The sequence below is a fragment of the Paenarthrobacter sp. NPDC090522 genome (assembly GCF_044769225.1).
Lineage (GTDB): Bacteria > Actinomycetota > Actinomycetes > Actinomycetales > Micrococcaceae > Arthrobacter.
Genome location: NZ_JBIVXL010000013.1, coordinates 93853 through 107996 on the forward strand (window position 1 = coordinate 93853; position 14144 = coordinate 107996).

A 14144-nucleotide genomic window follows, 5' to 3' on the forward strand; every position below is an offset into this window, starting at 1 on the left:
CAGCGGCAACGAACGCCCTTTGTATGTTGGGCATACGTCGATAGACCAGGAAACCAGGCGAGATGCACGACGACCCGTCACCCGACTGCGACCAACTCAATCTGAACGGGTATGGTTCGCAGTTCTTCCACCTATGCGACCCTCTACTCCTCGCGTGCACTCCACCCAGTCGGCTTCACATCCTCAGTCGATCGCACCATTGATACTTGGGCTCGTAGAGTGTTCCACACCGATTCTGAAGCGAGGGCCGCATGGACGCACCTTTGAGTCCTCACTGATACCTCATCACCAACCAGAATAATTCGAGGTTGGTGTCCCCAGCCTACTTCCTGAAGTTGCGGGGGAGTTGCTCTTCCGCCTCAAGACCCAGTCGATCGAACGGCGTTTCACGTGAAACAGTGCTGCAGCCAAGCGGCGAGCGTCCGAACCAGCGCACTGCCGTCCTCTACCGTCAGATGCAATTTCGTCCCACGAACACTCCGAATACGGGAGGATTGAGGAATTCCACTCCCCAAGGGCTTTGGCGCTTCATACAACGCTCAGCTTCGACCACGATGGTCTGCCATCATGCACCATGTTTCACGTGAAACGCCACGCCTTCGAGCCAAGGTGAGTGCGTTCAGCTGCGTCCGACTCTGTCTCAAGAACCCTAGGAAGGCGACATTCAAACGGGCCTCTGCCGTCGCACAACGACCCAGGGCATCGTCACGGCAATTCCCGACGAACCCATCCATCCGAGATAAATTGGGATGGCACTCAACGCTGCGTCCTTAGGTGCCTCAGCCGGCCGGATCTGAATTCTCCAGGAATCCCTGCAACATTGCACTCCCTGGGGCCGCTCGAAATCAACACTCATTGTTTCACGTGAAACTAGGCATCAACAGTCACAAGGAGAGCTCATGGAGAAGCTTACGCTCCTGGGCCTGTGTTCTCACCGGGCAGAGCCAGGGCCCGCCCTGAGGGGCACATAACGCTCAGGAGGCTCACCGCGAGACAACAAGGACATCAGCACTTCGAGTCTTCATGCGCATGGTGGAGCCGACATGGAGCATCCACGCTCTATCTAGAGACCGGCGTCGCCGTACGTCGAGTGAATCCGCCCAAAGTCGCCCTGTTTCACGTGAAACATTCGCCCTCCGCTGCAACAAGCGCTGTGGATGCACATCCCTGTGCCACGCCGGACTCCAAAGCATCCCTTAGCAGCACCTCTAGGACGGCGACACTGAACAATTAGCCCGCTTGCCGCGAGGTAAGCACTGAATCCGCCGGGAGCGAGCACCTCCTAGCAACGCGCGAGTGGCAGAAAACGAGGGTATTCACGGCACACCAGTCCACTCACGAAAGAACGAGCACTATGGTAGCAACCGTAGCCCGTACGCTCCAGGCCTCAGTGTCCTGTTCTGGGCTGTCAGCGGCGGAAGGGGAGAGTTGCATTCCAACAAATGCCCCGTGCGCTCGAAAGCTTCCCAGGAGTGGCACATGCCTGCTGAGCGGTGAGTGGGGAACGAACCCGGGAACGCCCCGTCCGCTCGAAAGCTTCCCAGAAGGGGCACATGCCTTGAACGGTGCGTGGGGGACCGAACCCGTGAATGCCCCGCCGACCGAATGGCTTCCCCGGGAGGAGCAAATGCTTACCCAGCGGTGAGTGCGACAACAGACCCGCAAATGCCCTATGCTGCCCCGCACCAGCTCTCGGAGACGACCGAATGTCCGCTAAGCCGGGTCTGGAACCGAATCCGTAGGCACCCCGTCTCCCGCACGGCGGGGCGTCGAGACGCCGAGAGGCCTGCTCAGCGGCCGCTCCGCGAGCAAGAGCTGACCTGGCGGCCCTCTCGGATGGGCACACGGCATCCTACGAATAGCCAAACAAAGGCAGAGACAAAACCATAGCTACACCGGCTAAACCCACGTTCAGAACACGAGATCTTCCAGGCACGCGGTAACGCGCCTCCACTCACGTCACCCAACAATAATGGGGCCCACTTCGCAGGAAGTGAACCCCATTTGAATTGAATGAAGGAGAACTAGCCCTCAGCTCCGGGACTAAGGACATCCATGATGCGGTTGAGGTCCTCGACGCTGGCAAACTCGATGCTCACGCGTCCCTTGCGGGCTCCGAGGGTGATCTTCACATTGGTATCCAGACGATCGGACAACGACGATGCCAAGTAGTCCAAGCGCTCGTGACGGGCATTGGGCTTGGGGATGCTGTTCTTAGGCGGCGTCGTGGGGTCCTGGTACAGGGCCACAGCCTCCTCGGTAGCCCGTACGGACATACCTTCAGCCACGATCTTCTGTGCTAAGCGCTCCATGGCGGCAGCATCGGGCAGTGACAGCAGGGCACGAGCGTGTCCTGCTGAGAGAACGTTGGCAGCTACACGGCGCTGGACCAACGGTGGAAGCTTCAGCAGCCGGAGCGTGTTGGAAACCTGCGGACGGGAACGTCCAATACGATCCGCGAGCTGCTCATGCGTGGTGCCGAAATCCTCAAGGAGCTGCTGGTAGGCGGCTGCCTCTTCCAACGGGTTCAGTTGGCTGCGGTGAAGGTTCTCAAGCAGGGCGTCCCTGAGGAGGTCGTCATCCGTGGTGTCGCGCACGATTGCAGGGATCGTATCGAGGCCGGCGGCCTGAACTGCCCTCCACCGACGCTCGCCCATGACAAGCTCGTACGGTTCTCCACCCTTTTCAGTTGAAGTACGTACAACAATTGGCTGGAGGACGCCGATTTCCCTGACCGAGTGCACAAGTTCCGCCATGTCTTCTTCGTCGAAGACAGTACGCGGTTGCTTACGGTTGGGGTGGATGTCCGTAACGGGAATTTCGGCAAACCTGGCGCCGGGGACCTCCACCAATTCGACGTCCGACGCTGAAGGTACTGGTGCACCCGCAGCAGCAGCCGGTGAGGAGGCCGACGTCGTACGCTCTTCGGAAGGGGCCTTCGCCGAGGTGGCAGCGGAACGCTTGGCAGCCGGAGCCTTGGCGGCAGGCGCCTTCGCCGCGGTCTTGGCAGGAGCCTTTTCCGTGGAAGTCGAACGTGCACCACTCGCGGTCTTGGAACCTGAGTCCTTGGACTCGGAAGGTGACTCTACAACTGGAGCATCCGCGGTGGGTGCCTCGGTAACTGGTTCGGCCGCTTTGCGTGCGTCGGGGAAGAACAAGTCCACCGGACGCGAAGGCGACGCGCCATTGCCTGCGGACCCTGCGGCGGCGGAGCTGGGGATGAGAGCCCCAAGACCCCTGCCCAGGCCTCTTCGCTTTTCGCTCATTGATTCATCCCTCCGATGGATAGCCGAGCGCGGGGCGACTCAGGCTGTTGCAGTGTTTCAAGAATTCTAGCGTTCAGCGATTTCAGCAGCGGCTTCCATGTAGGACAACGCGCCGCTCGATGAGGGATCATACGTCATGACCGTTTGCTGATAGCTGGGCGCTTCGGAGATACGCACCGAACGCGGCACCACGGCACTCAGAACTTGCTGGGGGAAGTGTTGACGGACCTCCGAAGCCACCTGGGCCGCGAGGTTGGTCCGACCGTCATACATCGTCAGGAGAATGGTCGAAACCTCCAGGTCCGCATTGAGGTGCTTCTGGATCATTTCGATGTTCTTGAGAAGTTGGCTGAGCCCTTCCAGCGCGTAGTACTCGCACTGAATGGGAATCAGCACCTCACTGGCGGCGCAGAAAGCGTTGACGGTCAGGAGGCCGAGGCTCGGCGGGCAGTCGATGAAGATATAGTCGAGCCGGCCCTCACCGTTCTTTTCGCGCTCCTTGGCGTAGACGTCGATCGCCCGGCGCAGCCGCTGTTCGCGGGCTACGAGGGACACGAGTTCAATCTCGGCGCCAGCCAGGTGAATGGTTGCCGGCGCGCAGAAAAGGTTGGGGATATCCGGGCACGGCGCAACAACATCGTTCAAAGGAAGGTCGTTGATCAGGACGTCGTAGATGCTGTCCACATCTGCGTGATGCTCGATGCCGAGGGCGGTGGAGGCGTTGCCCTGTGGATCAATGTCGATGACGAGTACGTTGAGCCCCGCGGACGCCAGCGCGGCCGCGATGTTGACAGTGGTGGTGGTCTTACCAACACCACCCTTCTGGTTGGACACTGTGAAGATTCGTGTCTTCTCAGGCCTTGGCAACTGGCGGCCGATCAGCCGCTCGCGACGCCGGGTCTCGTGCGCGAGCTCGCGGGCAATGGGGCTTGAATCGTCCATGGAGTCCATGAGGTTAGGCCCATCGTCGGTAAGGGTTTCACGTAAAACAGCGTTTTCAACCGATTCGGTACGCACAATCGCGGACTGCAGAGATGCGGAGGGTGTGGCCATGGACCGCGCAGACCCCAAAGACATAAATGGGGGGATCCGCTGCGTGGAGGTTTCGCTACTGCCCACTGGTCACACTCTCACTCTCATTCGGCGCTTGCTGCCGTTCTCTAGCCTAACCGCTCCGCCGCCGACACGCGGGAAAACAAGCCCTGCCTACGCCGTCTTTCCGGGCTTGTTGACGATGATCCTCACCACGGTGGTAGGTTCCTCCAAAAGCTCCTGTCCGCAAACCACAACGGACGTTTCAACGCCGCCGAGCTTACGAATGACCTTCTTGGCCTTCTCGATTTCGTCCGCCGCGCTCCGACCCTTGATGGCGACTACCTCGCCCTTGCCGTTGAGCAGCGGGATGGTCAGTCCAGCCAGGTTGGTCAGCGCGGAGACCGCGCGGGCGGTCACTACGTCGGCATCGACGAGACCTACGGCCAGTTCCGCACGCGTCCGCATGACGGTCACATTATCCAGTCCGAGGTCGTCCACCACTTCCTGAAGCCAGATCACCCGACGTTCAAGCGGCTCGATAAGAGTCAGTTCCAGGTCGGGACGGGCAATCGCCAGGCACAGGCCCGGCAGTCCGGCACCGGATCCGACATCGGCCACATGCTTGTCCTTGGCAATGGCGGATTCGATGACGGCACAGTTCAGGACATGCCGGCCCCACAAACGGGGAACCTCCCGGGGACCTATCAGTCCGCGTTCAATACCGGACGTTGCCAGGTGCTCCACATAGCGCTTGGCGAGATCCAAGCGTGCCCCGAAAATCTTCTCAGCTGCCTGCAGTTCAGTTGCGGAAATCTCAACCATGAGCCGCTAGTCAGCCGAAACCACGATGTGCCGGCCTGCGCCTTCACCCTCGGATTCAGAAACAAAACCAAGATCGGCCACGGCGTCGTGAACAATCTTGCGTTCGTAGGCGCTCATCGGTTCGAGGGCAACCGTTCCGCTGTTGGCTTTGACCTTGGCCACGGCATCCTCGGCGATCTGCTGGAGAACACCGGCACGGTCCTTGCGGTAGCCGTTGATGTCCAGCACCAGGCGGGAGCGGTTCTCCGTTGCAGAAAGAACGGAAAGCCGGGCCAGTTCCTGAAGTGCTTCAAGGACCTCGCCATCGCGGCCTACCAGGCTCTCCAAAGCTTCGGACTCGTCCTCAGCAGCAATTGAGATGTAGGTACGCCCATTGCGGACCTCAATGTCGATATCCCCGTCGATGTCTGCGATATCAAGGAGCTCTTCGAGGTAATCGGCGGCAATGTCGCCTTCCTCTTCCAGGCGGCTAGCCGTCTTGGACAGCGTCTCTTCCTGGGCGTCGTCCTGGTCTTCAGTCACGGCGGCAGTTACTTCCTCGGTGCTCTCAGCAGACATTACTTCTTCTTCCTGTTCTTACGTTGCGGCTGGACGCGCTGCGCCCTGACTTCAGCAGCAGCGGCGGCAGCGGCAGCCTCGGCGTCGTCAATTTTCTTGCCACCCAGCAGCGGCGGCAGGCCCTTGGCGGCCCGACGCTCCTCGAGCGCCTTGGCGGCCGGGGAACCCGGAGTGGGCATGCGGCGGATAACGAAGAACTGCTGACCCATGGTCCAGAGGTTGGTGGTGGTCCAGTAGATGAGGACACCGATCGGGAAGTTGATGCCACCAATACCGAACACGAGCGGCAGGATGTAGAGCATCATCTTCTGCTGGCGCATGAACGGGCTGGCGAGGGCTTCCTCGGACATGTTTTTGGCCATGATCTGCTTCTGCGTGATGAACTGCGAGGCAGTCATGGCGAGGATCATGATGATGGAGAGAACCCAGACAGCAACAGCACTACCGCTGCCGCTGGGGTCACCGTGCAGCAGCGAAGCCGACAAGGGCGCACCGAAGATGCTCGACTGATCGAACTGCACAACCTGCTCGTGGCTCATGGCGCCAACGCCGGATCCAGCCTTGGCGTTGTTCGAAATGCCGGACAGCACCTGGAACAGCGCGAAGAAGAACGGCATCTGGATCAGCATCGGCAAGCAGGCCGAGAACGGGTTGGTGCCGTGCTTCTTGTACAGCGCCATCTGCTCCTGCGCCATGGCCTGGCGGGACAGCTGATCGGTCTTGCCTTTGTACTTGGTCTGCAGCTTCTTCAGGTCAGGCTGCAGGAGCTGCATGCCTCGCTGGGCCTTGATCTGCTTGACGAAGACCGGAATCAGGGCAGCGCGGATCACCAGCACCAGGCCGATGATGGACAAGGTCCACGTCCAGCCGTTCGCGGCGGGAAGGCCAATGAAGCTCAGTCCCTCGTGGAAGCCAACCATGATGATTGACACCAACCACTTGAACGGAAACATGATTGTTTCAAAGAAGTCCATACGATATCCCTATTCGTCAGGCCGCAGGGCGGCCTTCTTCATCAGCCTGAGCAGCCAGGAACTGGTCCGGGTTGTTCAGTACAACAATTGTGGGCGTCCGGCCTTCAGGCCAATGACGATGCCCGGCGGGGACGTGGTCCACACCGCCGGCATTCCAGGGGTGGCATTTGGCGAGCCTTCTGGCTGCAAGCCAAGTGCCCCTGACGGCGCCATGCACCGTGACAGCCTCGAGCGCATACGCCGAGCAGGACGGAAAAAATCGGCAAACCTGGCCGTACAGGGGCGAGACCACTTTGCGGTAGGCCTTCAACAGGAGGATCAACACGTTCCTGGGCAGGTCCCACACGAACCTGCCGATTCCGGCGAGCCAGCTTTGGGAGGGAACCTCGTCAGCGGGGTCACCAAAGGAAGGAACGACGGCGGCACTATGGTTATGCACGCGGTGTCCCTTCCGTAGTGGTGCCGTTGCTGTCCGGCGAAGTGTTGCGCGGAGCTGAGCCACCCAGTCGCTTCGTCGTCACTGCCAATGCGGCGTTGTAGTCCGCGAGCAATTGATCCCAACTGGCTGATGCAGCTGAAGGCAATGCGCGGACTACCACCGCCAGGCCCGTTCCATGCTGTTGCAAAGACAACGCGCCTGCTTCTCTCAGTCTCCTCTTAACGAGGTTCCTGGTCACGGCGTTCCCGACGGCTTTGGAGACAATGAAGCCGATTCGACTCGGCTCCGCGGCCCCGATAGGAGCCGTATATAACACTAAGTTCCGGCGTCCATTGCGGACGCCGGAACGTACAGTTGTTGAAAAGTCGGTAGACGTCCGGAGACGGTTTGGGGTGGCTAGCACCGACGAACCCCCGAAAGGACCCTGACCGACAAGTCAGTTATTTAGGCCGACAGCTCGACGCGGCCCTTGCCGCGACGGGCAGCCAGGATGGCGCGGCCGGCACGGGTACGCATACGAAGGCGGAAGCCGTGCTTCTTGGCCCGACGGCGGTTATTCGGCTGAAAAGTCCGCTTGCTCACGTTAGTTACTCCAGTGGATCAAAGGTGCGCCCACCCGATCAAAAGGGGAAGAACTGGCCGACGCTAAGTTTTGTATGTGCCTGCCGCCGTTGCCTCCCGCACGGTAAACGTACAGGGGTGCAACTGATCGCAAAAGCGGACACAAAGGACTTCACAACGTTAGGGCAAAAAGGGACCCCCAGTCAAACCGGGAGCCACCCGGGAAGCTGTCCACAACTGTGGCAAACCATGGGAACAAGCCTGTGGATGAAGTGGCTCACAACGCCCGATCCAGAACAACAACGGTGTAATTATCCACAAGCAACTTCCCAGCTATCTTCTGGGGAAATCATCCCCTAGAGTGGCTCAGTAGCCCATTGTCCACCCGCTGTGCATAAGTCTGTGGATTAATCCCCGGAACCGCCGCATGTCGGAGGCTTTTCGGCTGCCAGCAACGCCGGCAAGCAAGCATTTAGGAACACATTGATGACAGTAGACGAAGCCAACCACGCCAATACTGTCGGAAGTTCCTGGCGCAGGGTGCTGAGCCTCCTGGAACAAGACGACCGGGTTTCACCCCGTCAGCGCGGTTTCGTCATCCTCGCCCAGGCACAGGGCCTCATCGGTTCCACGCTCCTGGTTGCCGTGCCCAATGAGCTCACGAGGGAAGTCCTGCAAACCCAGGTCAAGGATGCTTTGGACGATGCACTCCGCAGCGTCTTTTCCGACGACATCCGCTGCGCCATCGACGTGGACACCGATCTGGTGCCCGTCCACGCGGAGCCGGAACCCGTCGTCGAGCTTTCCGCTGCCCCGGACCTGGCCATGGAACCGAAGCCGCAGCCCACGCCGCCCAGCACTTCGCACGAGTTTGGCCGGCTGAACCCGAAGTACATTTTCGACACCTTCGTGATCGGTTCCTCCAACCGCTTCGCCCACGCTGCGGCCGTGGCCGTAGCCGAGGCGCCGGCCAAGGCCTACAACCCGTTGTTCATCTATGGCGACTCCGGGCTGGGCAAGACCCACCTCCTGCACGCCATTGGCCATTACGCCCGGCGCCTCTACAGCGGTATCCGCGTCCGCTACGTGAACTCCGAAGAATTCACCAACGACTTCATCAACTCCATCCGCGACGACGAGGGCACCAGCTTCAAGACCACGTACCGCAACGTGGACGTGCTGCTGATCGACGACATCCAGTTCCTGGCGGGCAAGGACCGGACCCAGGAAGAGTTCTTCCACACGTTCAACGCCCTGCACAACGCCAACAAGCAGGTTGTCATCACCTCTGACCAGCCGCCCAAGATGCTTGCCGGCTTCGAGGACCGCATGACCTCGCGATTCGAGTGGGGGCTCCTGACGGACATCCAGCCGCCCGAACTTGAAACGCGCATCGCCATCCTCCGCAAGAAGGGCCTCAGCGAAGGCCTGTCTGCCCCGGACGATGCTTTGGAGTACATCGCCTCGAAGATTTCCAGCAACATCCGCGAACTCGAGGGCGCCCTCATCCGGGTCACGGCGTTCGCCAGCTTGAACCGCCAGCCCGTGGACGTGGCCCTCGCAGAGATGGTCCTCAAGGACCTGATCACCGACGACGGCGCCCAGGAGATCACGGCAAAGCAGATCCTCGACCAGACCGCGGACTACTTCAAGCTCAGCATGGAAGAACTCTGCAGCAAGTCCCGTACGCGCACCCTTGTGACCGCCCGTCAGATCGCGATGTACCTCTGCCGGGAACTCACGGACATGTCCCTGCCGAAGATCGGGCAGGAGCTGGGCGGCCGCGACCACACCACGGTCATCCACGCCGATCGGAAGATCCGCGAGCTGATGGCTGAGCGGCGTGTGATTTACAACCAGGTCACCGAGCTCACCAACCGCATCAAGCAACAGCAACGGGACTCCTGAATCCACATCACACCGCGCACTACATACCTTATTAACAGGCGCATGTGGATAACCCTGTGGATTGTTAAGGGGACAAGCGCGGTTAATGGGCTTAAAACCCTTAAGCCGTCTGTGGATCGTTAAAAAGTGGCTTTGGAGTTGTCCCCATCCACACCCTGTTTAAAACCCAGTTAACGCACACTCCGTGAACAGGCCTTAACCGCGGAACTGCGCGGCAGGAAGCACTTATCCACAGTTTCCACAGCAGTTATTAACACTACGAATCCCAAAAAATCGAAATCCCTCAAATAACAATCTCCCTCTCCCGCACACCGTCTGCCCCAGGGACAGGACCAACGGACAGCCGAGGCTGTCCACATAGGACGAGTCCGGGCAAACGGGGATGGGTTAATCCCAGATGTTCCGGCTAAGCTGTCAGCAGCGCTCCCATCCCTGGGTATGTTTTGTAGTTCGTTAAGCGCGGACCATGCAGCTCCCGGTGCCGGAACGCGGATTTTTGGTGGGTTCCAAGCAGGAATCCGCAGCTACTACTTGGCAGCAGCAATGAAAGGCGGCACCCCTCCGTGAAGTTCAGAGTCGACCGCGACGTCCTGGCAGAAGCCGTTACGTGGACCGCGCGGTCGTTGTCTCCGCGGCCGCCCGTACCTGTGCTTTCCGGCCTCCTCCTCAAAGCCGAGGCTGGAACCGTAAGCCTTTCAAGCTTCGACTACGAGACGTCGGCACGTCTGGAAATCCCCGCCGACATCACCACCGAGGGCACCATCCTCGTCTCCGGACGACTCCTGGCAGATATTTGCCGAAGCTTGCCTTCCGCTCCCGTGGAAGTTGAAACCGATGGCAGCAAAGTCACCCTCACGTGCCGTCGAAGCAGCTTCCATCTGGCAACCATGCCCGAATCCGAGTACCCCGCCTTGCCCGCCTTGCCGGCCATCAGTGGCACGCTTCCCGGCGATTCGTTCGCCCAAGCTGTTTCCCAGGTGATCATTGCTGCCAGCAAGGACGACACCCTCCCCATCCTTACCGGTGTCCGCATGGAGATCGAGGATGACATGATCACCCTCCTCGCAACGGACAGGTATCGCCTGGCGATGCGCGAAGTTCCGTGGAAGCCCGTCACTCCAGGCATTTCCACCAGTGCGCTGGTCAAGTCCAAGACCCTCAACGAGGTTGCAAAGACCCTTGGCGGAAGTGGTGACATCAACGTCGCCCTTGCCGATGACGACAGCCGCCTCATCGGCTTCGAAAGCGGCGGACGCACCACCACTTCGTTGCTGGTGGATGGGGACTACCCGAAGATCCGGTCACTTTTCCCGGACTCCACGCCCATTCACGCAACCGTCCAGACCCAGGAACTGGTTGAAGCCGTTCGCCGTGTGTCACTCGTGGCCGAACGCAACACTCCTGTTCGCCTCGCCTTCAGCCAGGGGCTGCTCAACCTCGACGCAGGCACCGGCGAAGATGCCCAGGCTTCGGAAGAACTCGAAGCCCAGCTTTCCGGCGATGACATCACCGTTGCCTTCAACCCGCATTACCTGGTAGAGGGTTTGAGCGTCATTGAGACCAAGTTTGTCCGGTTCTCGTTCACGTCAGCTCCCAAGCCGGCCATGATCACGGCCCAGGCCGAAGCTGACGGCGAAGACCAGGACGACTACCGCTATCTGGTAATGCCGGTCCGCCTGCCGAATTAACCGCCGATCGTTGATGGTCCACTACCCGGATCGCCAACGAATGACGCGGCCTGCAACTTTCCCGCCACCCTCCGCAGAAAAGAGTCACACTGTGCACATTGGACTGATCGGTCTTGGAAAAATGGGTTTCAATATGCGTGAGCGCATGCGGAACGGTGGCATTGAGGTAACTGGTTTCGACCGCAATCCGGACGTCACCGACGTTGCAACGGTCGATGACCTTGTCGCCGCCCTGCCCACACCAAGGCTCGTCTGGGTCATGGTTCCTTCCGGTGCCATCACCGATGCCGTCGTCACGGAACTCGGCGGGAAGCTCAGCCCCGGTGACATGGTGATCGACGGCGGCAACTCGCGCTTCACCGAAGACCAGAAACACGCCGCAGCCTTGGCCGAGAAGGGCATCCGCTTCGCAGACTGCGGCGTTTCCGGCGGTGTGTGGGGCCTGCAGAACGGTTACGGACTCATGGCCGGCGGCTCCGAGGAAGACATTGAGCTGGCCATGCCGGTATTCGATGCCCTCCGTCCGGAAGGCGACCGCGCGGACAGCTTCGTCCACGTTGGCGGAGTCGGCGCCGGCCACTACGCCAAGATGGTCCACAACGGAATCGAATATGGCCTGATGCAGGCGTACGCCGAAGGCTACGAACTGCTGGCTGCCAAGGACATCGTGAAGGACTTGCCCGGGACGTTCCGGGCGTGGCAGAAGGGAACCGTAGTCCGTTCCTGGCTCCTGGACCTCATGGTCAAGGCCCTCGACGAAGATCCCGGCCTCGCCTCGATCGACGACTATGTGGAAGATTCCGGTGAGGGCCGCTGGACGGTTGAGGAAGCAATCGCCAATGCCGTCCCGGCTCCCGCCATCACGGCCGCATTGTTCGCCCGCTTCGCTTCCCGCGAGGACACTTCGCCTGCCATGAAAATGGTTTCCGCGTTGCGCCACCAGTTCGGCGGACACGCTACCCGCCCGGCCAACTAAGGCCGCAGGAGTCCAGCAAACGGCGTGTACCTCGAACATCTCTCGCTGACCGACTTCCGGAGCTATGCCCAGGTTGACCTGAAGCTTGGCCCGGGCGTTACTGTCCTGGTGGGTTCCAACGGGATCGGCAAGACGAACCTCATGGAAGCCATCGGGTATCTGGCAACGCTGAGCTCACACCGCGTCAGCTCAGATGGGCCGCTGCTCCGGTTCGGAACCGAACGTGCCTTGATCCGGGCACGGCTGGTGCGTGGCGAACAGTCCAGCATCATCGAGCTGGAGATCAACGCCGGCCGTGCCAACCGTGGACGCATCAACCGCGGAAATCCGGTGCGGGCCAGGGATATCCTGGGCATTTGCCACACCGTGTTGTTCGCTCCGGAGGACCTCGCCCTGGTCAAGGGGGATCCATCCAACCGCCGCCGTTTCCTGGACGAACTCCTGGTGGGCCTGGTTCCCCGGCATGCGGCGACCCGCAGCGACTATGACCGTGTCCTGAAGCAGCGGAACGCGCTCTTGAAATCCGCGCGGACCGGAAAGTTCACTGCAGGGCACGAGGCAACCCTGGATGTCTGGGACCAGCACATGGCCCGCGCCGGAGCCCACCTCCTGCACGCACGGCTGGAACTGGTGGAGCGCCTGCGTCCTCACCTGAACAGCGCCTACGCACAGTTGACTGACGGTTCCAAGGACGCCGGCGCGGTCTACCGCTCTACCATCCAGGGCATCCTTGACGACGACGGCGGTGCAGGCGCCCCGTCAACGGAACCTCCGGCGTCGGCCGATGACCTCCGGCTGCTATCCGTGGACGAGCTCACCGAGCGGTACATCCAGGCGTTCGCAGCAAGCAGGAAGAAGGAACTGGAACGTGGGATTTCCTTGGTGGGTCCGCACCGGGATGAACTCGAACTGGTCCTGGGCCAGGCACCTGCCAAGGGCTACGCCTCGCACGGCGAAACGTGGTCCATGTGCCTCTCCCTGCGGTTGGCCTCCTATTACGTGATGCTCGACGACGCCCGAACAGGTGGCACGGCACCGATCCTCATCCTGGACGATGTCTTCGCCGAACTCGACGTCCAGCGGCGGCGTAAACTGGCAGCAATCGTGGCCGGTGCCGAACAGGTGCTGGTGACCGCCGCCGTCGACGCCGATATCCCGGAGGAGCTGGCCGGACGGCGCATAACCGTTGTTCCGGGAGGCATCGATGGCGAGGGATAGCGCCGACGGACGTCAACCCGGCCGGGATCCTGACGAAATCGACGCAGCCCAGGCCGCCTTGAACCGCATGCGCGAAGCCGCGGCCGCCCGCGGTGAAGTGCGCCAACGCGCTCCCCGTCCCGGATCCACTCCCAAACGGACCGGCCTGCGCGACACCAAGGGATTTTCGCAGTTCCATGGAAGTGGCCGTGATCCGTTGGGCCTTGGAAAAGTGGTGGGCCGACTGGTTGCCGAACGCGGCTGGACCTCGCCGGTTGCCGTGGGATCCGTCATGGCCGAATGGGATGCCCTGGTAGGACCGGACATCGCGGCCCACTGCACACCGGAGAGCTTTACAGACACCTCCCTCCAGGTTCGTTGCGATTCGACGGCATGGGCCACCCAACTCCGTTTGCTGAGCACCAGCTTGCTGGAAATGTTTCGGAAAGAGCTGGGCGACGGTGTTGTCACGAGCATCCAGGTCCTCGGTCCGTCGGCGCCGAACTGGCGAAAAGGTGGTCGCAGCGTGAACGGTCGGGGACCCCGGGACACCTACGGCTGAACGGCGTGCAGGGCGATTCAACGCCCCCGGACCGTATAGGCCCCCATCGGGACCTCCACAGGGCCGTTCCAGAGGGGGCCAGTGGCCTCCCATCGGCATATTCAGCTCTCGGCTGCCCTCGTATTTGCAGGGATTCGGGCTTTTCCACGATAGAATTG

At 60.9% G+C, this 14144-nt stretch carries 13 protein-coding genes; 5 read left to right on the forward strand and 8 right to left on the reverse strand.

All coding sequences use genetic code 11. The annotated features are described in order from the left end of the window. Positions 1 to 2024 precede the first annotated feature (2024 nt). The 8 genes from ACIQT2_RS16875 to rpmH form a co-directional block, all read right to left on the reverse strand. The gene (locus ACIQT2_RS16875; protein ID WP_402948645.1) at positions 2025 to 3266 is read right to left on the reverse strand and encodes a ParB/RepB/Spo0J family partition protein; all 1242 of its coding nucleotides are present in this window, start codon (positions 3264 to 3266) and stop codon (positions 2025 to 2027) included. Between the two features lie 66 nt (positions 3267 to 3332). Next, entirely contained in the window at positions 3333 to 4385 is a 1053-nt protein-coding gene (locus ACIQT2_RS16880) for an AAA family ATPase (RefSeq protein WP_402948647.1), read from the reverse strand. 87 nt (positions 4386 to 4472) lie between these two features. Further along, complete coding sequence (rsmG, locus tag ACIQT2_RS16885) at positions 4473 to 5123, reverse strand: 16S rRNA (guanine(527)-N(7))-methyltransferase RsmG (RefSeq protein ID WP_402948649.1); 651 nt, start codon at positions 5121 to 5123, stop codon at positions 4473 to 4475. Between the two features lie 6 nt (positions 5124 to 5129). Further along, positions 5130 to 5681 (reverse strand): protein jag, encoded by a 552-nt coding sequence (locus tag ACIQT2_RS16890; protein WP_400334932.1) that lies wholly within the window; start codon positions 5679 to 5681, stop codon positions 5130 to 5132. After that, positions 5681 to 6655, reverse strand: a complete 975-nt coding sequence (yidC, locus tag ACIQT2_RS16895; protein ID WP_402948651.1) for a membrane protein insertase YidC — start codon at positions 6653 to 6655, stop codon at positions 5681 to 5683. Before yidC ends, ACIQT2_RS16890 begins: the two co-directional genes overlap by 1 nt. 16 nt (positions 6656 to 6671) lie before the next feature. Beyond that, positions 6672 to 7013 (reverse strand): membrane protein insertion efficiency factor YidD, encoded by a 342-nt coding sequence (yidD, locus tag ACIQT2_RS16900; protein ID WP_402948730.1) that lies wholly within the window; start codon positions 7011 to 7013, stop codon positions 6672 to 6674. A 73-nt stretch (positions 7014 to 7086) separates the two neighbouring features. Next, positions 7087 to 7497 carry a ribonuclease P protein component gene (gene rnpA, locus ACIQT2_RS16905; RefSeq protein ID WP_402948653.1) on the reverse strand — a complete coding sequence of 137 codons (411 nt, stop codon included), beginning with the start codon at positions 7495 to 7497 and terminating at the stop codon, positions 7087 to 7089. A gap of 41 nt (positions 7498 to 7538) precedes the next feature. Next, on the reverse strand, positions 7539 to 7676 hold the full coding sequence (rpmH, locus tag ACIQT2_RS16910; RefSeq protein WP_011776797.1) for a 50S ribosomal protein L34: 138 nt from the start codon (positions 7674 to 7676) through the stop codon (positions 7539 to 7541). Between the two features lie 465 nt (positions 7677 to 8141). On the opposite strand from rpmH, the gene dnaA reads away from it, so the two are divergent. The 5 genes from dnaA (at position 8142) to ACIQT2_RS16935 (ending at position 13986) form a co-directional block, all read left to right on the forward strand. After that, on the forward strand, positions 8142 to 9563 hold the full coding sequence (gene dnaA / locus ACIQT2_RS16915; protein WP_400334927.1) for a chromosomal replication initiator protein DnaA: 1422 nt from the start codon (positions 8142 to 8144) through the stop codon (positions 9561 to 9563). A 563-nt stretch (positions 9564 to 10126) separates the two neighbouring features. Further along, positions 10127 to 11251 (forward strand): DNA polymerase III subunit beta, encoded by a 1125-nt coding sequence (dnaN, locus tag ACIQT2_RS16920; protein ID WP_400271910.1) that lies wholly within the window; start codon positions 10127 to 10129, stop codon positions 11249 to 11251. 91 nt (positions 11252 to 11342) lie between these two features. Beyond that, positions 11343 to 12227 carry a phosphogluconate dehydrogenase (NAD(+)-dependent, decarboxylating) gene (gene gnd, locus ACIQT2_RS16925; RefSeq protein ID WP_402948656.1) on the forward strand — a complete coding sequence of 295 codons (885 nt, stop codon included), beginning with the start codon at positions 11343 to 11345 and terminating at the stop codon, positions 12225 to 12227. 24 nt (positions 12228 to 12251) lie between these two features. After that, positions 12252 to 13445: a DNA replication/repair protein RecF gene (recF, locus tag ACIQT2_RS16930; RefSeq protein WP_402948658.1), complete on the forward strand. Its 1194-nt coding sequence runs from the start codon at positions 12252 to 12254 to the stop codon at positions 13443 to 13445. Beyond that, positions 13432 to 13986: a DUF721 domain-containing protein gene (locus ACIQT2_RS16935; protein ID WP_402948660.1), complete on the forward strand. Its 555-nt coding sequence runs from the start codon at positions 13432 to 13434 to the stop codon at positions 13984 to 13986. The genes recF and ACIQT2_RS16935 overlap by 14 nt, the downstream gene beginning before the upstream one ends. Positions 13987 to 14144: the final 158 nt, after the last annotated feature.